Source organism: Halomonas urmiana (assembly GCF_005780185.1).
Lineage (GTDB): Bacteria > Pseudomonadota > Gammaproteobacteria > Pseudomonadales > Halomonadaceae > Halomonas > Halomonas urmiana.
The window spans coordinates 24,930-49,983 of the sequence record NZ_VBUI01000014.1; the positions used below are offsets into that span (position 1 = coordinate 24,930).

General features: G+C 68.1%; 23 protein-coding genes. 9 read left to right on the forward strand and 14 right to left on the reverse strand.

What is annotated here, in order from left to right:
- Nucleotides 1-70 precede the first annotated feature (70 nt).
- The 11 genes from lpxD to rpsB all read right to left on the reverse strand — a co-directional run bounded on the left by lpxD (nt 71) and on the right by rpsB (nt 11,577).
- Nucleotides 71-1,108, reverse strand: a complete 1,038-nt coding sequence (gene lpxD / locus FEI13_RS10065; RefSeq protein ID WP_138181411.1) for a UDP-3-O-(3-hydroxymyristoyl)glucosamine N-acyltransferase — start codon at nt 1,106-1,108, stop codon at nt 71-73.
- Between the two features lie 31 nt (nt 1,109-1,139).
- Entirely contained in the window at nt 1,140-1,646 is a 507-nt protein-coding gene (locus tag FEI13_RS10070; RefSeq protein WP_138181412.1) for an OmpH/Skp family outer membrane protein, read from the reverse strand.
- A 25-nt stretch (nt 1,647-1,671) separates the two neighbouring features.
- Nucleotides 1,672-4,023 carry an outer membrane protein assembly factor BamA gene (gene bamA, locus FEI13_RS10075; protein WP_193555731.1) on the reverse strand — a complete coding sequence of 784 codons (2,352 nt, stop codon included), beginning with the start codon at nt 4,021-4,023 and terminating at the stop codon, nt 1,672-1,674.
- Between the two features lie 87 nt (nt 4,024-4,110).
- On the reverse strand, nt 4,111-5,469 hold the full coding sequence (gene rseP, locus FEI13_RS10080; protein ID WP_138181413.1) for a sigma E protease regulator RseP: 1,359 nt from the start codon (nt 5,467-5,469) through the stop codon (nt 4,111-4,113).
- Nucleotides 5,470-5,508: 39 nt separating this feature from the next.
- A complete protein-coding gene (gene ispC, locus FEI13_RS10085; protein ID WP_138181414.1) occupies nt 5,509-6,687 on the reverse strand; it encodes a 1-deoxy-D-xylulose-5-phosphate reductoisomerase in 1,179 nt (392 codons plus the stop codon).
- Nucleotides 6,687-7,487: a phosphatidate cytidylyltransferase gene (locus FEI13_RS10090; RefSeq protein ID WP_138181415.1), complete on the reverse strand. Its 801-nt coding sequence runs from the start codon at nt 7,485-7,487 to the stop codon at nt 6,687-6,689. The genes ispC and FEI13_RS10090 overlap by 1 nt, the downstream gene beginning before the upstream one ends.
- 4 nt (nt 7,488-7,491) lie before the next feature.
- Nucleotides 7,492-8,262, reverse strand: coding sequence for a polyprenyl diphosphate synthase (uppS, locus tag FEI13_RS10095; RefSeq protein ID WP_240036492.1), 771 nt, complete (start codon nt 8,260-8,262; stop codon nt 7,492-7,494).
- Between the two features lie 115 nt (nt 8,263-8,377).
- Complete coding sequence (frr, locus tag FEI13_RS10100) at nt 8,378-8,935, reverse strand: ribosome recycling factor (RefSeq protein ID WP_138181492.1); 558 nt, start codon at nt 8,933-8,935, stop codon at nt 8,378-8,380.
- Between the two features lie 4 nt (nt 8,936-8,939).
- Entirely contained in the window at nt 8,940-9,707 is a 768-nt protein-coding gene (gene pyrH / locus FEI13_RS10105) for a UMP kinase (RefSeq protein ID WP_138181416.1), read from the reverse strand.
- 116 nt (nt 9,708-9,823) lie between these two features.
- The gene (tsf, locus tag FEI13_RS10110) at nt 9,824-10,693 is read right to left on the reverse strand and encodes a translation elongation factor Ts (RefSeq protein WP_138181417.1); all 870 of its coding nucleotides are present in this window, start codon (nt 10,691-10,693) and stop codon (nt 9,824-9,826) included.
- Nucleotides 10,694-10,830: 137 nt separating this feature from the next.
- Complete coding sequence (rpsB, locus tag FEI13_RS10115) at nt 10,831-11,577, reverse strand: 30S ribosomal protein S2 (RefSeq protein WP_138181418.1); 747 nt, start codon at nt 11,575-11,577, stop codon at nt 10,831-10,833.
- A gap of 293 nt (nt 11,578-11,870) precedes the next feature.
- On the opposite strand from rpsB, the gene map reads away from it, so the two are divergent.
- From map to FEI13_RS10150, 7 genes are all read left to right on the forward strand, one after another.
- Nucleotides 11,871-12,662, forward strand: coding sequence for a type I methionyl aminopeptidase (gene map, locus FEI13_RS10120; protein WP_138181419.1), 792 nt, complete (start codon nt 11,871-11,873; stop codon nt 12,660-12,662).
- A gap of 9 nt (nt 12,663-12,671) precedes the next feature.
- Nucleotides 12,672-15,353: a [protein-PII] uridylyltransferase gene (locus FEI13_RS10125; protein WP_138181420.1), complete on the forward strand. Its 2,682-nt coding sequence runs from the start codon at nt 12,672-12,674 to the stop codon at nt 15,351-15,353.
- 147 nt (nt 15,354-15,500) lie between these two features.
- Nucleotides 15,501-16,706: a succinyldiaminopimelate transaminase gene (dapC, locus tag FEI13_RS10130; protein WP_138181421.1), complete on the forward strand. Its 1,206-nt coding sequence runs from the start codon at nt 15,501-15,503 to the stop codon at nt 16,704-16,706.
- Nucleotides 16,700-17,038, forward strand: a complete 339-nt coding sequence (locus FEI13_RS10135; RefSeq protein ID WP_138181422.1) for a Spx/MgsR family RNA polymerase-binding regulatory protein — start codon at nt 16,700-16,702, stop codon at nt 17,036-17,038. The genes dapC and FEI13_RS10135 overlap by 7 nt, the downstream gene beginning before the upstream one ends.
- Before the next feature lie 42 nt (nt 17,039-17,080).
- Nucleotides 17,081-18,106 (forward strand): 2,3,4,5-tetrahydropyridine-2,6-dicarboxylate N-succinyltransferase, encoded by a 1,026-nt coding sequence (gene dapD, locus FEI13_RS10140; RefSeq protein WP_138181423.1) that lies wholly within the window; start codon nt 17,081-17,083, stop codon nt 18,104-18,106.
- The gene (gene dapE, locus FEI13_RS10145; protein WP_138181424.1) at nt 18,093-19,265 is read left to right on the forward strand and encodes a succinyl-diaminopimelate desuccinylase; all 1,173 of its coding nucleotides are present in this window, start codon (nt 18,093-18,095) and stop codon (nt 19,263-19,265) included. Before dapD ends, dapE begins: the two co-directional genes overlap by 14 nt.
- Nucleotides 19,266-19,272: 7 nt before the next feature.
- A complete protein-coding gene (locus FEI13_RS10150; protein ID WP_138181425.1) occupies nt 19,273-19,659 on the forward strand; it encodes a hypothetical protein in 387 nt (128 codons plus the stop codon).
- A gap of 106 nt (nt 19,660-19,765) precedes the next feature.
- On the opposite strand, the gene FEI13_RS19655 is transcribed toward FEI13_RS10150, so the two are convergent.
- A complete protein-coding gene (locus tag FEI13_RS19655; RefSeq protein WP_275668729.1) occupies nt 19,766-20,230 on the reverse strand; it encodes a cold-shock protein in 465 nt (154 codons plus the stop codon).
- Nucleotides 20,231-20,329: 99 nt separating this feature from the next.
- On the opposite strand from FEI13_RS19655, the gene FEI13_RS10160 reads away from it, so the two are divergent.
- Nucleotides 20,330-20,575 carry a SlyX family protein gene (locus FEI13_RS10160; RefSeq protein WP_138181426.1) on the forward strand — a complete coding sequence of 82 codons (246 nt, stop codon included), beginning with the start codon at nt 20,330-20,332 and terminating at the stop codon, nt 20,573-20,575.
- 236 nt (nt 20,576-20,811) lie between these two features.
- On the opposite strand, the gene trxB is transcribed toward FEI13_RS10160, so the two are convergent.
- Nucleotides 20,812-21,762, reverse strand: coding sequence for a thioredoxin-disulfide reductase (gene trxB / locus FEI13_RS10165; protein WP_138181427.1), 951 nt, complete (start codon nt 21,760-21,762; stop codon nt 20,812-20,814).
- Between the two features lie 146 nt (nt 21,763-21,908).
- The gene (locus tag FEI13_RS10170; RefSeq protein WP_138181428.1) at nt 21,909-22,118 is read right to left on the reverse strand and encodes a zinc ribbon domain-containing protein; all 210 of its coding nucleotides are present in this window, start codon (nt 22,116-22,118) and stop codon (nt 21,909-21,911) included.
- Between the two features lie 184 nt (nt 22,119-22,302).
- On the opposite strand from FEI13_RS10170, the gene acnA reads away from it, so the two are divergent.
- Complete coding sequence (acnA, locus tag FEI13_RS10175; RefSeq protein WP_138181429.1) at nt 22,303-25,050, forward strand: aconitate hydratase AcnA; 2,748 nt, start codon at nt 22,303-22,305, stop codon at nt 25,048-25,050.
- Nucleotides 25,051-25,054: the final 4 nt, after the last annotated feature.

Here is a 25,054-nt window from a genome sequence, read left to right on the forward strand (position 1 = left end):
GGAGGGGCAAGGCCAGCGCTTGGGCGCCGGCAAAGACAGGCGGAGGATTATACCGCCCTATGATCGGGCCTCAACCGCCGCGACCGACCTTCTCGAGCCGCGACAGGCGACGGGCAATGTCGTCGAGCTGCTTGAAACGCACCGCGTTGCGACGCCACTGGGCGTTGTCCATGGCGCCGGTGCCCGAGGAGTAGATGCCGGGCTCGAGGAGTGAATTGGTCACCAGGCTCATGCCGGTGACCTGCACGCCATCGGCGATGGTCAGGTGGCCGGAGAGCCCCACGCCGCCGCCCAGCATGCAGTGCTTGCCCACCCGGGTGGAACCGGCGATGCCCACGCACCCGGCCAGGGCGCTGTGGTCGCCGATCTGCACGTTGTGGGCGATCTGCACCTGGCTGTCGATCTTGACGTCATCGCCGATCACGGTGTCGCCGAGCGCCCCGCGATCGATGCTCGAGCAGCTGCCGATCTCGACGTCGTCGCCCAGCACCACGCCGCCCAGCTGGGCGATCTTGTGCCAGCGCCCGCCGTCGTGGGCGAAGCCGAAGCCGTCGCCGCCGATCACGCAGCCGCTGTGCAGGATGGCCCGGGCCCCGATCACCACGCCATGGCAGACGGTGACATTGGCATGTAGGCGCGAGCCGGAGCCGATGCACGAGTCCGCCCCCACCACGCAGCCGGCGCCGATGACGACGTCGTCGTCAAGCGTGACCCCGGCCTCGATCACCGCCTGGGGGCCGATGGCCACATTGTCGCCCAGGCGGACGTCATCGGCGACCACCGCCGTGGGATGGGTGCCGGACGGCGTGCGCCCGACCAGGGGGTCGAAGAGACGCGACAGCTCGGCATAGCCGAGGTACGGGTTGTCCAGCTCCAGGCAGGCCACCGGGCAGGCCTCGCCGTGGGCGGGCGCCAGCAGCACCGCGGCGGCACGGGTGTCGGGCAGGTCCTTGAGGTAGGCGCGGTTGGCGAGGAAGGCCACCTGATTCGGCGTGGCATCGCGCAGCGTGGCCAGGCCGCTCACCCGCCGCTCGCCGTCGCCCGTGAGGCGGGCTCCCAGGCGCTCGGCGATGTCGGCCAGTGTGAGGGTTCGGGCGTCTTGGTTCATGGGGACTCACTATCGTGGTGGGACGGCCGGCTCAGTAGAGGGCGTTGAGGCGCTCGGTGACCTCGCCGGTCAGGTCCTGCAGATCCTGCTCGGCATGCAGCACGCCGTTGGGTTCCACCAGCACCGCGATGCCATGGCGATCGATGACCTGACGAACCGCCTGATCCAGCTTGGGCTCGGCCTCCTGGAGGAAGCCCTGCTCGGCCTGCTGGCGCGCCTGACCGATCTCCCGGCGCAGCCGCTCGAAGCGCCGCCCCTTCTCCTGGAACGTCTGCAGGGTGGTGCGCCGCTCGGTCTCGGTCATGCTCTCGCCGCCGCCCTTCAGATGCTGCTGCATGCCCTGGAGTTCCTCGCTCAGGGCCTTCGCCTCCTGCTGCCGGCCGGCGAGGCGCGCGCGCAGGTCGTTCATGGTGCGCTCGGCGGCATCGGTCTCCATCAGCGCGGCACGCCAGTCGAGCACGGCCACCTCGGCGGCCTGGGCCGGCGCGGTGGTGGCGACCAGCAGGCCGAGGCAGAGGGCGGCAGTGAGCTTGCGCATGCGGGCTTCCTCGGACAGGGCCGGATCAGAAGGTCTGACCCAGCGAGAACTGGAAGAACTGGGTATCGTCCCCGTCCTTGTCGTTGAGCGGCTCGGCGACGCTGAAGGTCAGCGGCCCCACCGGCGTCAGCCAGGAGAGGCCGAGACCGGCGCTGTAGCGCAGCTCGCCCAGGTCCACGCCGGACTCACAGCGCTGGCGGCCGGCCTCTTCATCGCGCACCGGGTAGCAGTCGGTGAGGAAGGTGTTGCCGGCATCCAGGAACAGCGAGGCCTGCAGCGAGCGCTGATCCTCGACGAAGGGCACCGGAAAGAGCACCTCGGCGCTGCCCTCCACCAGGACGTTGCCGCCCAGGGTGCGGTCCTCGCTGCCGGAGCCTTCCGGTGGCGTGGTGGGCGTGCCCAGGGTGTTGCCGGTGAAGCCGCGAACCGAGCCCAGGCCACCGGAGAAGAAGTTCTCGTAGAACGGGTAGGGATCGTTGCCGACGGTGTCGGCATAGCCCAGCTCGCCGCTGAACTTCAGCCCCCAGGTCTGCTCCTCGTTGAACGGGAAGATCTGGCGGGCCCGGGCGCGCAGCTTGTAGTACTCGGCGTCGCTGCCCGGTACTGCGGTCTCCAGCGACAGCCGCTGGTAGTTGCCTGCGGTCGGCATGATGCCGCGGTTGAGGTTGTTACGGGTCCAGCTGGCCGAGAGCTTCAGGCTCTGGGCATCGCTACCCTGGTCGTCGACGTAGCGCTGAACCTCCGAGGAGGTATCGCGATAGGTCTTGATCGACAGATCCTCAACGCTGGCGCCGAAGTTCAGGCGAGTCAGCTCGTTGATCGGGTAACCGAAGTTGATCCCCCCGCCGTAGGAATCGGTGGAGTAGGTCGAGATGTCCGAGTCCTCGTAGTCGGTCTCGCGGTAGAAGAGGTTGTAGCCGCGGGAGATGCCGTCGAGGGTCCAGTAGGGGTCGGTGAAGCCGAAGTTGAGGCTGGTGTAGGTGTCGCTGCGCTGGGCGCCGATGTTGACACGGTTGCCGGTGCCCAGGAAGTTGTTCTGGGAGAGCGACGCGCCGTAGATCACGCCGGCACTCTGGGAGAAGCCGATGCTCGCCGAGATCGAACCCGAGGGCTGCTCCTCCACCGTGTAGGTGACGTCGAGCTTGTCGGGCTGGCCGGCCACGGGCCGCGTCTCGACGTCGACCTGCTTGAAGAAGCCCAGGCGTTCCAGGCGCTGTTTCGAGCGGCTGATCGACTCGGTGGAGGCGGGCGCGCCCTCCATCTGGATCATCTCGCGACGCAGCACCTCGTCCTGGGTGGTGGTGTTGCCGGTGAACTCGATGCGCCGCACGTAGGCGCGCTGGCCGGGCTCGACCCGGAAGACCAGGTCCACGGTATCGCCGACGGCGGCGACCTCGGGAATCCCGTCGACATTGGCGAAGGCGAAGCCCTCGGCGCCGAGCCGCGAGCGCAGGGCCTCCGTGGAAGCGGTGACGTCGCTGCGCGAGAATATCTCGCCGCTCTCGACCTCGAGCAGCTCCCGGGCCTCGCGCTCGGCGATGCGCAGTTCGCCGGAGAAGCGGATGTCGCCGAGGCGGTACTGGCGGCCCTCGTCGATGTTCACGGTGACGAAGATCTTCGACTTGTCGGGGCTGATCGAGACCTGGGAGGACTCGATGGCGAAGTTCACGTAGCCACGATCCAGGTAGAAGGAACGCAGCCGCTCCAGATCGCCGGCCAGGGCCTCGCGGGAGTACTCGTCGCTGGAGAACCAGCCGAAGAACCAGCCCGGGGAGTCCTCGAGCTCGAAGAGTTCGCGCAGGCGCTCATCCTCGAAGTCGCGATTACCGACGATGTTGATCTGGCGGATCTTGGCGACCGCGCCCTCGTCGATGTCGATGTTGACCTGGACCTGCCCCTCCCCCACCTCCTCGACGGAGGTCTTGATGCGGGCGCTGTAGCGACCCTGGGACTGGTAGACGCCCTCCAGCTCACGCTGGATCTCCTCGAGGGTGGAGAGCTGCAGGACCTGACCCTCGTTGAGGCCGGCCTGCTTGAGGCCGTTGCGCAGGTCCTCGTCGGGAATCTGGCTGTTGCCCTCGATCTCGAGGCGCGCCAGCGTCGGCCGCTCGACCACCTGAATGATCAGCACGTCGCCCTCGCGGGCGAGGCTCACGTCCTCGAACAGGCCGGTGGCGAAGAGCTCGCGGGCCGCCTCGGCCAGTTCGAGCTCGTCGACCCGGTCGCGGGCCGTGACGGGGAAGGCGTTGAACACGGAGGCAGGAGAGACCCGCTGCAGTCCTTCAACCCTGATGTCGGCAACGTCGAAAGGTTGCGCCAGTGCCGTCTGGGCACCGGCAAGCAGCAGCGCCGCCAGTCCGATGGTCTTGATTTTCATGCAATCGATTCGCTCGCGTTGGTCTGCCGTCCGGTCCAGACAGGCACCTTATACATTTGTCATGGCCACTGACAAGCCGGCGCCCGGCTACCAGAGCCGCATCAGGTCGAAATAGAGCGCCATCAGCATCAGGGTGCCGACCAGGGCCAGGCCGATGCGCAACCCCACCGCCTGGGCCTGCTCGGAGACCGGACGGCCGCGCACCACCTCGACGAAGTAATAGAGCAGGTGGCCGCCATCGAGCACCGGGATCGGCAGCAGGTTCAGCACGCCCAGGCTGATCGAGAGGTAGGCCAGGAAGCTGACGAAGCTCTCGAAGCCGCTGCGCGCCGAATCACCGGCGATGCGGGCGATGGTGATCGGACCGGAGAGGTTCGACGGCGAGATCAGGCCCACCACCATCTTGCGAATGGCGCCCAGGGTCAGCACCGTCATCTCGCCGGTGCGCGACAGCGACTCGCCTACGGCGGCCAACGGCCCGTAGCGGATCTCGCGGCGATACTCCTCGGGCCAGGCGACGGGCTCGGCGCCGGCGCCGATATAGCCGATGGCCTCCCCCGTCTCCTGCGGGCGACGCCGGGGCGTGAGGGAGAGCGTACGCCGCTCGCCGTCGCGGCGCACCGCGACTTCGAGGGTCTCGCCGGGGCTTTCGCGCACGCGATCGACGAAGGCCATCCAGTCGGCCACCGGCTCGCCGCTCACCGCCACCACCTCGTCTCCGGCCCGTAGGCCGGCCTCGGCGGCGGCCTCGCCCTCGACCACCTGGCCGAGCACCGCCGGGATCTCCGGCCGCCAGGGCGTCACGCCCAGGGTCGCCAACGGCTGCGGCGGATCCTGACGCACCAGCCAGTCCTCGACCGGCAGTCGATAGGTCCGGGACGTAGCGGTGGTGTCGTCGCGCGCCGCCACCTCGAGCGCGCCGCTCTCGCCGATGGCCGACACCAGCTTGAGGTTGATCTCCTCCCAGGAGCGCACCGCCGCGCCCTGCACCGCGGTGATCTCCTGACCCGGGGTGAGTCCGCCCTGGCTCGCCGGGGAGTCGGGCGCCACGCTGCCGACCACCGGCGCCACCGTGGTGGTGCCTGCCACGAACAGCGCCCAGTAGGCGACGATGGCCAGCAGGAAGTTGGCCAGGGGACCCGCGGAGACCACGGCGATGCGCTGCCAGACCGTCTTGTTGTTGAAGGCGAGGTGTCGCTCGGCGGGGTCGACGGGGCCTTCGCGCTCGTCGAGCATCTTCACGTAGCCGCCCAGCGGGATGGCGGCCACCGCGAACTCGGTGCCGTGGCGATCCCGGCGCGACCAGAGCGGCGTACCGAAGCCCACCGAGAAGCGCAGCACCTTGACGCCGCAGCGCCGCGCGACCCAGAAGTGGCCGAACTCGTGAAAGGTAATCAACAGGCCGAGTACCACGATGACGGCCAACACGTTCTGGATCAGGCCCACGGCAGTCTCCTTGCAGTCAACAGCGTCATGGCGCGCGCCTCATTGCCGCGCCAGCCAGTCATGTGCCGCCTGCCGGGCGAGGGCATCGGCCGCGAGGACGGTCTCGAGATCACGCACGGCCTCGACCGGACGCGCATCACGCACCCGCGCCACCAGCTCGCCGATGCCGGTGAAGCCGAGGCGGCCATCGAGGAAGGCCTCCACCGCCACCTCGTTGGCGGCATTGAGCACCGCCGGCGCCGTCCCTCCGGCCGCCATGGCCTCGCGGGCCAGGCGCAGGCAGGGGAAGGCGGATTCGTCGGCGGGCTCGAAGTCGAGCCGCGCGACCCGGAAGAGATCCAGCGCCTCGACGCCGGCCTCAATGCGCTCCGGCCAGGCGAGCCCGTAGGCGATCGGCGTGCGCATGTCCGGGTTACCCAGTTGGGCGATCACCGAGCCGTCGCTGTAGGCCGCCATCGAGTGGATCACGCTCTGCGGATGCACCACCACCTGCACCTGATCGGGGCGGGCATCGAAGAGCCAGCACGCCTCGATCAGTTCGAGCCCCTTGTTCATTAGGCTGGCGCTGTCCACCGAGATCTTGCGTCCCATCGACCAGTTGGGATGCGCACAAGCCTGCTCGGGGGTCACGGCGGCGAGATCGGCCGCCGTCCAGCCACGAAAGGGTCCGCCGGAGGCGGTCAGCAGCAGCTGGGTCACCCCGTGACGCGCCAGGCCGCCGCGATGCTCGACGGGTAGACACTGGTAGATGGCATTATGTTCGGAATCGATGGGCAGCAGGGTGGCGTCGTGGCGCGCCACCGCGTCCATGAATAGTGCCCCGGACATCACCAGGGCCTCCTTGTTGGCCAGCAGCACCCGCTTGCCGGCGCGCACGGCGGCAAGCGTCGGCAGCAGGCCGGCGGCCCCGACGATGGCCGCCATCACGGTATCCACCTCGGCGGCCTCGGCCACCTCGACCAGGGCCTCGGCCCCGGCGCGCACCTCGGTGGCGAGCCCCGCCTCGTCCAGCCGGGCGCGCAGCCAGGCGGCGTCGGCCTCGGTGTCGAGCACCGCCAGTGCCGGCCGGTGGACCCGGCACTGGGCCAGCAGCGCCTCTCGAGAGCGATGGGCGGTCAGCGCATGCACCCGGTAGCGGTCCGGGTGAAGGGCCAGCACCTCAAGGGTGCTGGTGCCGATGGAGCCGGTCGCGCCCAGCACGGTCACCCGGCGCGGCATCACAGCACGCCTCCCTGCAGCAGGGCGAACAGCGGCACCGCGGCGGTCAGGCTGTCGATGCGATCGAGCACCCCACCATGGCCCGGCAGCAGCCGGCTGGAGTCCTTGATGCCGCAATGCCGCTTGAGCATGCTCTCGAGCAGATCGCCCAGCACCGAAGCCAGGGTCACCACCAGGGTCGCCGCCAGCAGCGCCAGGCCGGCAGCGAGGCCGAGGCCCTGCCAGACGGCGAAGACGATCGCCAACAAGGCGGTGATTACGAGCCCGCCGGCCACGCCCTCACGGGTCTTGCCGGGGCTGACGGCGGGTGCCAGCTTGCGCTTCCCGAACGCCTTGCCGACGAAGTAGGCGCCGATATCGGCGCCCCACACCAACAGCAGCACGAAGAGCAGCCAGACGGCGCCACTCTCGCGCAACACGTTGAAGCCGACCCAGCTAGGCAGCAACACCCAGAGCCCCATGGCCAGGCGCATGCCGGTCGACTGCCACTGCGCGAGGCGATCGGGATAGCCGGTCACCCAGTAGAGATTGACGAGCCAGCCCAGCGCGCCGAGCCACAGCAGCCAGGTGGCCCCGGCCGCGCCGCTGAACCAGCACAACGCGATCAGCACGGCGAGGCCGGCCACCGGCCACAGGCGACGCGCCGGCGCGTCGACGCCGGCGAGGTTGGTCCACTCCCAGGCACCGAGCAGCACGATGGCCGCGGTGAAGAGGCCGAAGCCCGCGCCCTCGAGGCCGAACAGGCCGAACAGGGCCAGGGGAGCCAGCCAGGCCGCGGTGATGATGCGTTGTCTGAGCACGTGGTTACTCCCCCTGCTGCGCCTCGAGCTGTTCATCGGTCATGCCGAAGCGCCGCTGGCGACCCTGGTAATCGGCCAGGGCACGATCGAAGGCCTCACCGTCGAAGTCCGGCCACAGCACGGGCGTGAAATGAAGCTCGGCGTAGGCCATCTGCCAGAGCAGGAAGTTGGAGATGCGTTGCTCGCCGCTGGTGCGGATACACAGGTCCACCGGGGCGTCGCCGGACAGGCTCACTTCATCGTCGAGGGCCTGTTCGTCGATCGCCTCGGGCTCGAGCTCGCCGGCGGCGACACGCTCGGCCAGGAGACGCGCGGCACAGGCGATGTCCCAGCGCCCGCCGTAGTTGGCCGCGATCACCAGGTGCAGGCCGGTGTTGTCGCGGGTCAGCGCCTCGGCGCTCGCGATGTGCCTCTGGATCGAGGCGGAGAAGCCGTTGCGTTCACCGATCACCGAGAGGCGTATGCCGTGGCGGTGAAGCTTCTTCACTTCGCGCTGGAGCGCCATCAGGAAGAGCTCCATCAGGGCGTTGACCTCGCTGGGGGGGCGCTTCCAGTTCTCGCTGGAGAAGGCAAACAGGGTGAGGGTCTCGATGCCGCGCTCGGCGGCGCGGCGGATGACGGCACGCACCGACTCGACGCCGGCATGGTGGCCGCGGATGCCGGACAGGCCGCGAGCCTTTGCCCAGCGGTTGTTGCCATCCATGATGATAGCGACATGGCGCGGCAGCGGGGCCTCAGAGGCGGCGGGGCCGCGGGGGGAGTGCGGTGACGTCATGATGTCTCGCATGGCGGGTAAGAGCATGAAGGCCGGCGAGCCGCGGACCGAGGGCCCGCGGCTCGCCGAAGGGCGATCCATCGCCGACGGCGCTCGCCTGCGCCGATCGCCGTCCTCAGACCTGCATCAGGTCGTGTTCCTTGGACTCCAGCGCCTTGTCGATCTCGGCGACGATGCCGTCGGTCAGCTTCTGGATCGCATCCTCGGCCTGATGCTGCTCGTCCTCGGTAATGTCCTTGCCCTTGAGCAGCGACTTGAGGTCGCCGTTGGCATCGCGGCGCACATTGCGCACCGCCACCCGGGCGTGCTCGGCCTCCTGACGTGCCTGCTTGATGTAGCCCTTGCGGGTTTCCTCGGTCAGCATCGGCATCGGCACGCGAATTACGTTGCCGGCACTCGCCGGGTTGAGGCCCAGGTCGGAGGTCATGATGGCCTTCTCGATCTTCGGCACCATGCTCTGCTCCCAGGGCACCACACTCAGGGTGCGGGCGTCCTCGACGTTGACCGAGGCCACCTGGTTGAGCGGCATCTGGCTGCCGTAGTACTCGACGGTCACCGCATCCAGGATACTGGGATGCGCCCGACCGGTACGGATCTTGTTGAAGTTGGAGTGAAGGGCCTCGAGGCTCTTCTTCATGCGGCTTTCCGCATCCTTCTTGATGTCGTCGATCACTGTCTCACCCTCTGTCAATCAGCGTGCCTTCCTTGCCACCCACCACCAGGTTCAGCAGGGCGCCAGGCTTGTTCATGTTGAAGACCCGCACCGGCATGTCATGGTCCCGCACCAGGCAGATAGCGGTCAAATCCATCACGCCGAGTTTCTGGTCGAGCGCATCATCATAGGACAGCTGCTCGTACTTGACCGCATCGGCGTACTTGACGGGATCCTTGTCGTAGACACCATCCACCTTGGTGGCCTTGACCACCACGTCGGCGTCGATCTCGATGCCGCGCAGGCAGGCCGCGGAATCGGTGGTGAAGAAGGGGTTGCCGGTGCCGGCCGAGAACATAACTACATCGCCGGAAGTCAGGTAGCGGATGGCGGTGCGGCGGTCGTAATGCTCCACCACGCCGCTCATGGGAATCGCCGACATCACCCGCGAACGGATGTTGGAGCGCTCCAGGGCGTCGCGCATGGCCAGGGCGTTCATCACCGTGGCCAGCATGCCCATGTGGTCGCCGGTGACGCGATCCATGCCCGCCTCGTGCAGCGCCGCGCCGCGGAACAGGTTGCCACCGCCGACCACGATGCCGACCTGGACGCCGATGCCCACCAGCTGGCCGATCTCCAGCGCCAGGCGATCCAGCACCTTGGGGTCGATGCCGAACTCGGCATCTCCGGTGAGCGCCTCACCGGACAGCTTGAGCAGGATACGCTTGTACTTGGACACCTCGGAACGGGATTTCTCTGGTTTGCTGGGGGCGGGTTGATCGGCGCTGGTCATGGGATGTCTCCGGGTTTCTCGACGCATGGGACCTGGTGGGGTGGCCGGATGTACCGGCCGGATACGCGATGGCGTGCGCTCGCGCGCACGCCATCGTCACTCTGGAACCTGCGACCTTAGCTGCGCTTGGCCTGTTCCATGACTTCTGTGGCGAAGTCGACCTCTTCCTTCTCGATGCCCTCGCCCACTTCGAAGCGGGTGAAGCCGATCACTTCGCCACCGGCGGCCTTGGCGAACTCGGCCACGGTCTGGTCGGGATTCTTGACGAAGGCCTGCTGGGTCAGGCTGTTCTCGGCCAGATACTTCTTCAGGCGGCCCTGGACCATCTTCTCGGCGATCTGCTCGGGCTTGCCGGCCATGTCCGGCTGGGCCAGGATGATCGCCTTCTCGGCGTCCAGCTGCTCCTGAGGCATGTCCTCGGGATGCGCCACGGTCGGGTTGATGGCGGCGACGTGCATGGCGACGTCACGGGCCGTCTCGGCGTTGCCGCCCTTGAGCACGGTCAGCACGCCGATGCGGCCACCGTGGACGTACTCGCCCACCAGGTTGCCGTCGCCGGCCTCGACCACGACGCAGCGACGCACGCCGATGTTCTCACCGATCTTCTGCACCAGCTGCTCGCGAGCGGTCTCGAGCTCACCGTCCATCACCGCGGCCACGTCCTCGCTCTTGGCGGCGAAGAAGGCGTCGGCGATCTTCTTGGCGAAGGCCGTGAAGTTCTCGTCACGGGCGACGAAGTCGGTCTCGGAGTTGATCTCGACCATCACGCCGTAGCTGCCGTCCTCGGCCACACGGGTGACGACGGCGCCTTCGGCGGCGGTACGGCCGGCCTTCTTGGCGGCCTTGAGGCCGGAATTCTTGCGCAGGTTCTCGATCGCCTGCTCGATGTCACCATCGGTCTCGGTGAGTGCCTTCTTGCACTCCATCATGCCGAGCCCGGTACGCTCGCGCAGTTCCTTGACCTGGGAGGCGCTGATAGCTGCCATGGTAGTGTCCTCTGAATGGTTCGACCTGGAATAATAGCGGGGAAGAAGAGAGAAAAGGGGGCCTGGGCCCCCTTTCGCCTGTCCGGCGAGCCGTCACCGAGGCGACGGCAGACGGGCCGGCCCAGGCGGGCCGACGCTCACTCGGCGGCGGCGTCGCTCTGGCTCTCTTCGGCTTCGGTCACCTCGACGAACTCGTCGGGACGACCTTCCTTCGCACGGGCGCAGGCGTCGGCGACGGCCTTGACGTAGATCTGGATGGCACGGATGGAGTCATCGTTGCCCGGGATCACGTAGTCGACGCCATCGGGGTTGGAGTTGGTGTCCACCACGCCGATGACCGGGATGCCCAGCTTGTTCGCCTCGTTGATGGCGATGCGCTCGTGATCGACGTCGATCACGAACAGGGCATCGGGCAGGCCGCCCATTTCCTTGATACCGCCCACGGACCGCTCGAGCTTGTCCTGCTCGCGGGTCGCCATCAGCACTTCCTTCTTGGTCAGCTTCTCGAAGGTGCCGTCCTCGTGCATGGCCTCGAGTTCGCGCAGGCGCTTGATGGAGACGCGGATGGTCTTGTAGTTCGTCAGCATGCCGCCGAGCCAGCGGTGGTTGACGAACGGCTGACCGACGCGGTTAGCCTCTTCCTTGATGATCTTGCTCGCGCTGCGCTTGGTGCCGACGAACATGATCTTGTTGTTGGCCGCTGCCATCTTCTCGACCACATCGATGGCCTCGTTGAGGGCCGGCAGGGTGTGCTCGAGGTTGATGATGTGAATCTTGTTGCGGGCGCCGAAGATGAACTTACTCATCTTCGGGTTCCAGTACTTGGTCTGGTGACCGAAGTGAGCACCTGCTTTGAGCAGGTCACGCATGTTGACGTGTGCCATGGATGACTCCTGAAAAATCGGGTTAGGCCTCCACGCACCCCATGGATCCGACCGTCGCGTCATCGAGGATGGCCACGACAGCACCCGGGACCATGTGCCGGTGCATGTGTGTTTTCAAGGCATTGCATTGATTGACGCGCCTCCCATGCCTCGCCGAGGTGCCGAAGGATCGACAAGGCTTCGCGATTGCAGGAAAGCGCGCAGCTTTATACCATGGATGACCTCCGAGATGAAGTCGCCCGTTGTCCGTCCCTGCCGTTTTCCGGGCGGCCCCACCCCTGATTCGAGATTCCATGAACGTACCCATCAAGACGCCCGACGAGATCGAGAAGATGCGTGAGGCCGGTCGCCAGGCCGCCAGCGTGTTCGAGATGATCATTCCGCACGTGAAGGCCGGCGTGAGCACCGGCGAGCTCGATCGGCTCTGCCACGACTTCATCGTCGACGAGCTCGGCTCGACCCCGGCGCCGCTGAACTATCATGGCTTCCCCAAGTCGATCTGCACCTCGATCAACCACGTGGTCTGCCACGGCATCCCCGATGACGCCAAGAAGCTGAAGAAAGGTGACATCATGAACATCGACATCACCGTGAAGACCGCGGACGGCTATCACGGCGACTCGAGCATGATGTTCATCGTCGGCGAGAGCATCCAGGGCGAGCGCCTGTGCCGCGTCACTCAGGAGTGCCTATACCGCAGCATCGCCCTGGTCCGTCCGGGCGCGCGCCTGTCCGAACTGGCGCGGGCCATCCAGTCCCACGCCGAGGAGAACGGCTACTCGGTGGTGCGCGACTTCTGCGGCCACGGCATCGGCGCCGGCTTCCACGAGGACCCGCAGATCCTGCACTACGACGGCTACGCCCCCGAGGCCGACATCGCCCTCGAGGCGGGCATGTGCTTCACCATCGAGCCGATGATCAACGTCGGCGGCCACCAGACCAAGGTGCTGCGCGACGGCTGGACGGCCGTGACCAAGGACAAGAGCCTCACCGCCCAGTGGGAGCACACGCTGCTGGTCACCGCGACGGGGGTCGAGGTGCTGACCGCCCGTGGCGACGAAGACCTCTCCTTCCTCGACCACTGAGTCGACGCCATGCTGCTGCATCATTATCGCTTCGCGCCCGACGCCAGCCTCTTCGACGTCGAGGCCTTCCGCGCCGAGCTCGCCGGCGAGCGCTCGCCCATCGCCCCTTTCAAGGCGGCGCTGCGGGGCATCCAGGCCCGCCTCGACGAGCGCTTCCGCGCCGGGGCCGACATCCGCGATCTGGTGCACGGCCGGGCCTGGTGCCTGGACCGCCTGCTGGCCATCGCCTGGGAGCAGCATGACTGGCCCGGCGATGGCGTGGCGCTGCTCGCCGTGGGCGGCTACGGCCGCGGCGAGCTGCACCCCCACTCCGACGTCGACCTGCTGCTGCTGCTCGAGGAGGACGACGACACGCCCTTCAGGGAGTCGCTGACCGCCTTCATCACCTTCCTGTGGGACATCGGCCTGGAGATCGGCCACAGCGTGCGCTCGCTCGCCGACTGCGAGCGGGAGGCCGAGGCGGACGTGACGGTGATCACCAACCTGCTCGAGACCCGCACCCTGGCCGGCCCCGAACGGCTGCGCGAGGCGATGCAGGCGCGGCTTTCCACCGACCGGCTGTGGCCGGCGGATCGCTTCTTCGAGGCCAAGTGGCAGGAACAGATCAGCCGCCACTACCGCTACAACAACTCCGAGTATCACCTCGAGCCCAACATCAAGAGCTCGCCCGGCGGACTGCGCGACATCCAGATGATCGGCTGGGTGGCCAAGCGCCACTTCGATACCCAGCGCTACGAGGACCTGGTCGCCGGCAGCTTCATGAACGACGCCGAGCTGCGCATCCTGAGCCAGGGCCAGGCCTTCCTCTGGCAGGTCCGCTACGCCCTGCACATGCTCACCGACCGGGCCGAGGATCGGCTGCTATTCGACCACCAGCGCACCATCGCCGAGCTGTTCGGCTTCCGCGACACTCCGGAACGCCTGGCCGTCGAGCAGTTCATGAAGCGCTACTACCGCCACGTCACGGCGCTGGCCGGGCTCAACGACATGTTGCTGCAGCATTTCGACGAGGCGATCCTGCACGCCGGCCAGGCGCTGCCCACGGTGCCGCTCAACGAACGCTTCGAGATCAAGGGCAGCTACATCCAGGCCCGCTCGCGCCACGTCTTCCGCAAGCGCCCCTCGGCGCTGCTCGAGCTCTTCCTGCTAATGGCCGAGCACCCGGAGATCGAGGGGGTACGCGCCGCGACCATCCGCCTGCTCCGCGACCACCGCCACCAGATCGACGACCTCTACCGCGACGACCTGCGCCACCAGAGCCTGTTCATGGCCCTGCTGCGCTCCGGCGGCAATGTCGCCCGCCAGCTACGGCGCATGAACCGCTACGGTCTGCTCGGCAAGTACCTGCCGGAGTTCGGCCAGGCCGTGGGGCTGATGCAGCACGACCTGTTCCATATCTATACCGTAGACGCCCACACTCTGCGCCTGCTCAAGTGCATCCACGGCTTCCGCAAGCCCGAGGCCCGCGAGGAGTTCCCGGTGGCCGCCACCCTGATCCACCAACTGCCCAAGCTGGAGCTGCTGTGGATCGCCGGGCTCTATCACGATATCGGCAAGGGTCGTGGCGGCGACCACTCGATCCTCGGCGCCCGAGATGCCGAGCGTTTCTGCGAGCGCCATGGGCTCTCGGGCCGCGACACCCGCCTGGTCAGCTGGCTGGTGGAGCACCATCTGATGATGTCAATGGTGGCCCAGAAGCGCGACATCACCGACCCGGACGTGATCGCCGAGTTCGCCCGCCTGGTGGGCGACGAGACCCGACTCGACTACCTCTACGTGCTGACGGTGGCCGACATCAACGCCACCAACCCAACCCTGTGGAACGGCTGGCGCGCCTCGCTGCTGCGCCAGCTGCACGGCGAAACCAAGCGCGCCCTGCGCCGCGGCCTGGAGAACCCATTGGAACGCGACGACTGGGTGCAGGAGACCCGCAGCGAGGCCCACTCGCTGCTGGCCACGGTGGGCGCCGACATGGCGCGGGTCGACCGACTCTGGGAGTCACTGGGCGAGGACTACTTCCTGCAGTACGCGCCCAGCGAGATCGTCTGGCAGACCCAGGGCATCCTCGACCACGGCGACAGCCAGCTGCCGCTGATCCTGATCAATGCCCCCACCGACGACATGGCCGAGGGCGGCACCAAGGTGTTCATCCACACCCGCTCGGTGGACGACCTGTTCGCCGCCACCGCCGCCGCCATGGACCAGTTGGGGCTATCGATCCATGACGCTCGCATCGCCACCTCGAGCAACGACCGGACGCTGAACACCTTCATCGTGCTCGACGATCACGACCAGGCGATCCGCGACCGCGAGCGCATCGAGACGATCCGCCGCCACCTGGTGGAGGAGCTCGACGACCCGGACGACTATCCGCAGATCGTCACCCGCCACACCCCACGCCAGCTCAAGCACTTCCGCGTGCCCACCGAGGTCAGTATCGAGCAAGACCCGGCCAACGAGCGCACCCTGCTCGAAGTGGTCGCCCCCGACCGCCCCGGCCTGCTGGCCCGGGTGGGGCGCATCTTCATGGAGCAGGACATCGCCCTGTCGGCGGCCAAGATCGCCACTCTCGGCGAGCGGGTCGAGGACGTCTTCTTCATCACCGACAAGACCGGCGCGCCGCTCACCGACCCCGACCGCCAGCAGCAGCTTCGTGAGCGGCTCATCGAGGTACTGTCGGTCGCCGGATGAGCGCGCGGGGCGGCCGGCGTTTGAGGCCGCCTCGGGGCTTCCCTATAATCGACGCCCCGCCCGCGCGCCTCGGCCCGGCCCGGCCCGGCCGGGGCATCACCGATAACGACGCTGGCACTTGCACGCCCAAGGCGCACCTGGACACCCATGAACCCCGACCTCGACGCCCTCAAGCCCTACCCCTTCGAGAAGCTCGCCGCCCTCCGGGCCGACGTGATGCCGCCCGAGGGGATTGCGCCGATCTCGCTGACGATCGGCGAGCCCCAGCACGCGCCCTACGCCGCCGCGCTCCAGGCGCTTGACGATCACCGCCAGGCCTTCGCCCGCTACCCGGCCACCGCCGGCATTCCCGAGCTGCGCGGCGCCATCGCCGCCTGGGCGACCCGGCGCTTCGGGCTCGAGGGCCTCGACGCCGAGCACCAGGTACTCCCGGTCAACGGCACCCGGGAGGCGCTCTTCGCCTTCGTGCAGGCGGCGCTGGATCGCACCCGCCCCGCCCGGGTGGCCATGCCCAACCCCTTCTACCAGATCTACGAGGGGGCGACCCTGCTCGCCGGCGGCCAGCCGCTCTACCTGGACTGCCGCGCCGAGACGGGCTTCCGGCCGGATATTGATGCGGTGCCGGCCGAGACCTGGCGCGAGGTCCAGCTGGTATTCGTTTGTTCGCCGGGCAATCCCACCGGAGCGGTGACACCCTTCGCGGAGTTCGAACGGCTGCTCGAGCTCGCCGACGAGCATGACTTCATCATCGCCTCGGACGAGTGCTATTCGGAGCTCTACCTGGACGAGGCGGCGCCGCCCCCGGGGCTGCTCGAGGCCTGCGCGCGCCTGGGCCGCCACGACTACCGGCGCTGCCTGGTGTTCCACTCGCTCTCCAAGCGCTCCAACCTGCCGGGGCTGCGCTCGGGCTTCGTGGCCGGTGATGCCGACCTGATCGCGCCCTTCCGGCGCTATCGCACCTATCACGGCTGCGCCATGTCGCTGCCACTGCAGCACGCCTCGATCACCGCCTGGAACGACGAGGCCCACGTGCGCGCCAATCGCGACGCCTACCGCGAGAAGTTCGCCGCGGTGACCGAGGTCCTCGCCCCGGTGATGGACTTCCCCACTCCCGAGGCGGGCTTCTACCTGTGGCCCGCGGTACCGGGCGGCGACGACGCGGTCTTCGCCCGGGCCCTGTACGCTGAGGAGCACGTGGGCGTGCTGCCCGGCAGTTACATGGGCCGTCCGGGACACGACGGCACGAATCCCGGCGCCGGGCGCCTGCGCCTGGCCCTGGTAGCCGAGGTCGAGGCCACCGCCGAGGCCGCGCGCCGCCTGCGCCGCTTCATCGAGAGGAGCCCCCGATGCTGACGCTCTACGTGATCAAGAACTGCGATGCCTGCCGCCGCGCCCGCAAGGCCCTGGAGGACAAGGGCATTCCCTTCCAGGTCCACGACCTGCGCGAGGACGGCCTCTCGGCCCCGCTGCTCGAGCACATCCTGCATCGGGTGCCGCTCATGGAGGTGCTCAACAAGCGCAGCACCACCTGGCGCCAACTCGACGACGAGGAGAAGGAGAACCTCGACGCCAACTCGGCCCGCGAGCTGCTTCTGGCGCACCCCACCCTGCTCAAGCGCCCGCTGCTGGAAAACGGCGACGAGATCCTCGTCGGCTACCGCGACGGCGACTACGACTCACTCTAGGGGCGCCATCGCCCCTCCCCACGCTTTCAGAGGACACCTCCCATGCTGAGCTTTGCACTCGGAATCGGCACCCAGAACACCCAGGGCGACTGGCTGGAGATCTACTACCCGGCCCCGCTGCTCGGGCCGGACGCGAGCCTGGTGGCCGCCGCCGCCGAGGTGCTCGATGCCCCCGACGGCAACGCCGCGGTCAGCTTCCTGCCCGAGCAGTGCGGCGCACTGGCCGGCGCGCTGCGTGACGCCGGCCACCCGGAACAGGCCGAGCTGGCCGAGACCCTGGCGGCGAGCCAGCGCCCGCTGGTGGCGATGTTCCTCGACGTCGACGCCCCGCCCCAGAGCGCCCCGGAGGTCTACCTCAAGCTGCACCTGCTCTCCCATCGCCTGGTCAAGCCCCATGGCCTGGACCTCACCGGCATGTTCGGCCTGCTGCGCAACATCGCCTGGACGAGCGAAGGCGCGATCGACATCGAGGAGCTGCCGGCACGCCGCCTCAAGGCTCGCCTGGAAGGCCGCCCGCTCTCCGTGGACTGCGTCGACAAGTTCCCCAAGATGACCGACTACGTGGTGCCGACCGGCGTGCGCATCGGTGACACCGCCCGAGTGCGCCTGGGCGCCTACCTCGGCGAGGGCACCACGGTGATGCACGAGGGCTTCGTCAACTTCAACGCCGGCACCGAGGGGCCGGGCATGATCGAGGGGCGCATCTCCGCCGGCGTGATGGTCGGCAAGGGCTCGGACCTGGGCGGCGGCTGCTCCACCATGGGCACCCTCTCCGGTGGCGGCAACATCGTCATCAAGGTCGGCGAGGGCTGCCTGATCGGTGCCAATGCCGGCATCGGCATCCCGCTGGGCGATCGCTGCACCGTGGAGGCCGGCCTCTATCTGACCGCCGGCGCCAAGGTCACCGTGCTCGACGACCAGGGCCTGGTCGCCGACACCGTGGCCGCCCGCGACCTCGCCGGCCAGGACGACCTGCTGCTGCGCCGCAACTCCCAGAACGGTCGCATCGAGTGCCTCACCAACAAGAGCGCCATCGCGCTGAACGAGGCGCTGCATGCCAACAACTGAGGCCGCCGAACTCTCGCCGACCCTGGCACTCGCCTTCGATCTGATTCGGCGCCCCTCGGTGACGCCGGATGACCTGGGCTGCCAGGCGCTGATGATCGAGCGCCTCGAGGCGCTCGGCTTCCGGGTCGAGCGCCTGCCCTTCGGCGACGTGGAGAACTTCTGGGCGACCCGCGGCCATCACGGCCCGCTGCTGGCCTTCGCCGGGCACACCGACGTGGTGCCCAGCGGCCCCCACACGCACTGGGATACTCCGCCCTTCGAGCCCAGCATCGACGAGGACGGCATGCTCCGGGGCCGTGGGGCCGCCGACATGAAGGGCAGCCTGGCGGCGATGGTCACCGCGGTGGAGCGCTTCATCGCGGCCCAACCGGACCACCACGGGCGGATCGGTTTCCTGATCACCTCCGACGAGGAGGGCCCGGCGGTGGACGGCACCCGCGCCGTGGTCGAGCACCTGCGCGAGACCCACGACCGGCTCGACTACTGCATCGTCGGCGAGCCCTCCTCCACCGACCGCCTCGGCGACGTGATCAAGAACGGCCGGCGCGGCTCGCTGGGCGGCGTACTGCACGTCAAGGGCATCCAGGGTCACGTGGCCTACCCGCACCTGGCGCGCAACCCCATTCACCAGGCGATGCCCGCCCTTGACGCCCTGACCCACGAGCACTGGGACGAAGGCAACGCCTTCTTCCCGGCGACCAGCTTCCAGATCTCCAACCTCCGCTCGGGCACCGGCGCCACCAACGTCATCCCCGGCGACGTGGAGGTGGTGTTCAACTTCCGCTTCTCCACCGAGGTGACCCATGAGCAGCTTAGTGCCCGCACCGAGGCGCTGCTCGATGCCCACGGCCTCGACTACCGGCTAGATTGGACGCTCAACGGCGAGCCCTTCCTGACCGCCGAGGGCGATCTGGTGGAGGCCGCGGTGGCCGGCGTGGAGGAAGCCGTGGGCATCCGCCCGACGCTCTCCACCTCCGGGGGCACCTCCGACGGGCGCTTCATCGCCACCCTGGGCAGCCAGGTGGTCGAGCTCGGCCCCTGCAACGCCACCATCCACCAGGTCAACGAGCGGGTGCGGGCCACCGATCTCGACGACCTGAGCCGGGTCTACGAGGCGATCCTCGCCAGGCTCTTCGTCAACGGCACGGCGCGGCCCTGAGGCATCCATGGAATCCTATCCCGATATCGAGATCTACCTGGCCCGCGGTGACATCGCGCGCCTCGACGCCTGGCTCGCCGAGGCCATCGGGGCCGCGGCGCTGACCCCCACCGGCAAGCGCCAGTGGCGCACCCGCGGCGGGAAGGATCCGGCGTCGGTACCGGTGCTGCTGGTGGAGAAGGCCGCCGACGGCTTCGCCAGCCTGTGGTTCGACAGCCCCGAGACGCCTTGGGCGACGGACGCGGAGTGCGCCCGAGACGCCGCCCGATGGCTCGAGTGCGAGGTGCGCTGCTCGCTGGGCGGCTGGCAGCCCGGCGACGACCCGGACCGCTTCCTGCAGGTGCTGCCCGACGGCACCGAACAGCCGATCGACTGGCCCGACTCCGGCCAGTAGACCCGACACGACAGCGCCCCGCCGAAGCGGGGCGATGTGTCTAAAGGCTGGCATCCAGCGGTGTTTCCAAGCCAGAAGCTGCCGAGCGATGGCCAGGCGCTTCGATTCAGGTAATCACCGTGACGTCGTCGGCTTGAAGCCCGCGCTCGTTCTGGATGACGTGGTAGCGCACCTTCTGGCCCTCGGCCAGGGTGCGATGCCCGCGCCCACGGATGGCCCGGAAGTGCACGAAGACATCCTCGCCGTCATCGCGAGTGATGAAACCGTAGCCCTTGTTGACGTTGAACCATTTGACCTCACCGATCTCGCGATCGTCGTCCTCGACCTCGGCCAGGTTGACCAGCTGGGGCGTCAGGGCGTTGAGCGCCAGGGTGGCGATCATCAGCAGCAGGAAGACCGCGACCGCGGCGGCGAAATAGACCGCGGCTACACCGCCGACCTCGAGGCTGGCAAACAACTCACGGGACAGCACGCCGCCGGTGAGATGGACGAGCAGGGCGATCAGCAACGGCGCCGGGGCGGCCAGCAGCAGGCTGATGAGACTGCAACGAAACACGACCTTTCGATTCATGGACCTGTAAAACTCTCTGGTAGTGGTGAAAGGAAGAAAGGGACCCTCATGCATGAAGGTGCCACGATGAACGGTGACACGCAGCACAAGGATTCTATCATGAGCGATGCAACGACGCCTGATGAGCTGGCCCGCCGCCTGGAGGCCCTGGAGAGCCGGATCGCCTATCAGGAGCACTGGCTCGACACCCTGGACGAGGCGGTGGCCGGCCAGGAGCGGCGCCTGACCCAGCTCGAGCGGATCAACGCGCTGATGCAGGAGCGACTGCGCGGCCAGCAGCGGGCGCTGCAGGGGGGCGACGCGGCCGCCTCACGCCCCGAGGACGAGCGGCCGCCGCACTACTAGCCACAAGCGCCGAGCGCCGAGCGCCGAGCGCCGAGCGCCGAGCGCCGAGCGCCGAGCGCCGAGCGCCGAGCGCCGAGCGCCGCAGAATCATCGCTGACGCCTGGCTTGCGTCAATAATTAACCCCGTTGGCTTTCACAACCAACGGGGTCAGTGTTGTTTCAGCACCAACAACCCTGCCGGCACTTATCAGCTTGGCGCTCGGCGCTTGCGACTTGCCGCTGCCCGGAGGGCGCTATCAGAGCTCGTCCAGGTAGCGCTCGGCGTCCAGCGCCGCCATGCAGCCGGTGCCGGCGGAGGTCACGGCCTGGCGATAGACATGGTCCATGACGTCGCCGGCGGCGAACACACCCGGCACGCTGGTGGCGGTGGCGTTGCCCGCGAGGCCGGACTGCACTCGGATGTAGCCGCCGGCCATCTCCAGCTGCCCCTCGAAGATGCCGGTGTTGGGGCTGTGGCCGATGGCGATGAACACGCCCGGCGCCGCCAGCTCCCTGGTCTCGCCGGTCTCGGTGGAGCGCAACCGCACACCGGTCACGCCGCTGTTGTCGCCCAGCACCTCGTCGAGAGTCTGGTTCCACTCGAGCACCACGTTGCCGCTCTCGGCCTTCTCGAAGAGCTTGTCCTGGAGGATCTTCTCGGCGCGCAGGCTGTCGCGGCGATGCACCAGGGTCACCTTCGAGGCGATGTTGGAGAGATAGAGCGCCTCCTCCACGGCGGTGTTGCCGCCGCCGACTACCACGACCTCCTGGTTGCGATAGAAGAAGCCGTCGCAGGTGGCGCAGGCCGAGACGCCCTGGCCCATGAACGCCTGCTCGGAGGGCAGTCCCAGATAGCGGGCACTGGCGCCGGTGGCGATGATCAGCGCGTCACAGGTGTAGGTGCCGCCATCGCCCTTCAGGGTATAGGGCTTCTCGCGCAGCTCGACCTCGTTGATGTGATCGAACAGCACCTCGGTGTCGAAGCGCTCGGCGTGGCGCTTCATGCGCTCCATCAGATCGGGGCCCTGGACGCCGGCGTCATCGCCCGGCCAGTTGTCGACGTCGGTGGTGGTGGTCAGCTGGCCGCCGGCCTGGATGCCGGTGATCAGCAGCGGCTTGAGGTTGGCACGGGCCGCATAGACGGCCGCCGTGTAGCCGGCGGGGCCGGAGCCGAGGATGATCAGGCGTTCGTGACGCGCGTCGCTCATGGAATGACCTCGTGGAGTCGGGAATGGCACAGTGGGCTGGGCGATGCCGACGGATGCCGGCATGGCGCAGGCCGCTCACTCTAGGTGACATCAGTGCCGTGCGTTCTACGCCGCGGCGTTCCTAGGGCCCCGGCGAGCAGCGCCGGCTAGAGCACGTCGTCGTCGCGACCCAGCGCCAGCGAGTCGAGCTCACCGCTGATCGGCGAGACCTCGATGCGCAGCTGGATCGGGGCGCAGCACCGCGGGCAGTCCTCCCAGGTGGCGTGGCTGCCCTGGGAGAGGTCGACCAGCAGGTCGAACGGCGTGTCGCAGTAGGGGCAGTGCACCTCCCGCGACTCGAGCTGTTCCTCGTTCATTCGGCGTTCACCGCCCTCATGTGATGTTGCAGCAATATGGAGGGCCACGTCCGCCATTTCAAGGGTGCCCGAGCGCCGACGTCCCCGGGCACTGCTTGAAAACGCCCTCTATCATGACCATGTAGCAGAGAGGCGCCAGGAAGGTGGCCCCTACTCCCCGCGATGCGAAAGGAGGACAGACAGCATGAGCAACGACGCCCTACCGGATACCCTTGAGACGCTGGACGCCGGCGGTCATACCTACCACTTCCATAGCCTGCCCAAGGCCGCCGAGACGCTCGGCGACATCGATCGACTGCCCAAGACGCTGAAGACCCTGCTGGAGAACCAGCTGCGCTTCGCCGATGACGAGAGCGTCGAGCGCGAGGACCTGCAGGCACTGGTCGACTGGCAGCAGCAGGGCCACTCCGATCGCGAGATCGGCTATCGCCCGGCCCGGGTGCTGATGCAGGACTTCACCGGCGTGCCCGGCGTCGTCGACCTGGCCTCCATGCGCGCCGCGGTGGAGGCGCTCGGTGAGGATCCCGCGCGCATCAACCCGCTGTCGCCGGTGGACCTGATCATCGACCACTCGGTAATGGTCGACAAGTTCGGCAACCCCACGGCGTTCAAGGACAACGTCGCCATCGAGATGGAGCGCAACCACGAGCGCTACGAGTTCCTGCGCTGGGGCCAGCAGGCCTTCGACAACTTCCGCGTCGTGCCCCCCGGCACCGGCATCTGCCACCAGGTCAACCTCGAGTACCTGGGCCAGACCGTATGGACCAAGGAGCAGGACGGCAAGACCCTGGCCTACCCCGACACCCTGGTCGGCACCGACTCCCACACCACCATGATCAACGGCCTGGGCGTGCTCGGCTGGGGCGTCGGCGGCATCGAGGCCGAGGCGGCCATGCTCGGACAGCCGGTCTCGATGCTGATCCCCAAGGTGGTGGGCTTCAAGCTCACCGGCAAGCTGCGCGAGGGCATCACCGCCACCGACCTGGTGCTGACGGTCACCGAGATGCTGCGCAAGAAGGGCGTGGTGGGCAAGTTCGTCGAGTTCTACGGCGACGGCCTCAAGGACCTGCCGCTGGCCGACCGCGCCACCATCGCCAACATGGCCCCGGAGTACGGCGCCACCTGTGGTTTCTTCCCGGTGGACGACGAGACCCTCACCTATATGCGCCTGACCGGCCGCGACGACGCCCAGCTGGCGCTGGTCGAGGCCTACAGCAAAGCCCAGGGGCTGTGGCGCGAGCCCGGCGACGAGCCCATCTTCAGCGACACCCTGGCGCTGGACATGACCGAGGTCGAGGCCAGCCTGGCCGGCCCCAAGCGGCCCCAGGATCGAGTGGCACTCAAGGACATGAAGTCGGCCTTCGCCAAGGTGATGGAGGACGACGGCAAGTCCGCCACGCCCTCCGAGGACAAGGGCCGGCTATTCTCCGAAGGCGGCCAGACCGCCGTGGGCGTCGAGGAGAGCTACGAGCACCACGACAGCCAGGACGTGGCCCTCGACGGCGAGGCCTTCCGGCTGAACCCGGGGGCCGTGGTGATCGCCGCCATCACCTCCTGCACCAATACCTCCAACCCCAGCGTGATGATGGCCGCCGGCCTGCTGGCCCGGAAGGCCCGCGAGAAGGGGCTGCACACCAAGCCCTGGGTGAAGACCTCCCTGGCGCCGGGCTCCAAGGTGGTCACCGACTACCTGGTCGCCGGAGGCGTACAGGAGGACCTGAACGCCCTGGGCTTCAACCTGGTCGGCTATGGCTGCACCACCTGCATCGGCAACTCCGGTCCCCTGGCAGGCCCCATCGAGGAGGCCATCGAGGAGGGCGACCTGACCGTGGCCTCGGTGCTCTCCGGTAACCGCAACTTCGAGGGCCGGGTACATCCGCTGGTCAAGACCAACTGGCTTGCCTCGCCGCCCCTGGTGGTGGCCTATGCGCTGGCCGGCAACGTCCAGCTCGACCTGATCCGGGAGCCCCTGGGCACCGACCATCACGGCAAGCCGGTCTTCCTCAAGGACATCTGGCCCAGCCAGGCCGAGATCGCCGAGGCCGTGGAGCAGGTCAACACCGAGATGTTCCGCAAGGAGTACGCCGAGGTCTTCGACGGCGACGAGGTCTGGAAGGCCATCGAGGTGCCCCAGAGCAAGGTGTACCAGTGGTCAACCGACTCCACCTACATCCAGCATCCGCCCTTCTTCGAGGGCATGGGCCGCACGCCGGACGCCATCGAGGACGTCAGGGACGCCCGGGTACTCGCCCTGCTGGGGGACTCCGTGACCACCGACCATATCTCCCCGGCCGGCGCCATCAAGCCCGACAGCCCTGCCGGGCGCTACCTTCAGGAGCGGGGTGTGAAGCCGGTGGACTTCAACTCCTACGGCTCACGGCGCGGCAACCACGAGGTGATGATGCGCGGCACCTTCGCCAACGTGCGCATCAAGAACGAGATGCTCGATGGCGTGGTTGGTGGCGAGACCCGCCATGTGCCCTCCGGCGAGCAGATGCCCATCTACGATGCCGCCATGCGCTACCAGCAGGAGGGGACCCCGCTGGTGGTGATCGCCGGCAAGGAGTACGGCACCGGCTCCTCCCGCGACTGGGCCGCCAAGGGTACGCGCCTGCTCGGGGTGCGCGCGGTGCTGGCCGAGTCCTACGAGCGCATCCACCGCTCCAACCTGATCGGCATGGGCGTGGTCCCGCTGCAGTTCCCAGAAGGCGAGAGCCGCAAGACGCTGGGCCTGACCGGCGAGGAGAGAGTCTCCATCGAGGGGCTCAGCGAGCTCACCCCGGGGGGCAAGGTCAAGGTGACCATCGCCTCCGACCAGGGCGAGAAGAAGGTCGAGGCGCTGTGCCGCATCGATACCGCCAACGAGCTGGAGTACTACCGCCATGGCGGCATCCTCCACTACGTGCTGCGCAAGATGATCGGGGCGGCCTGACCCG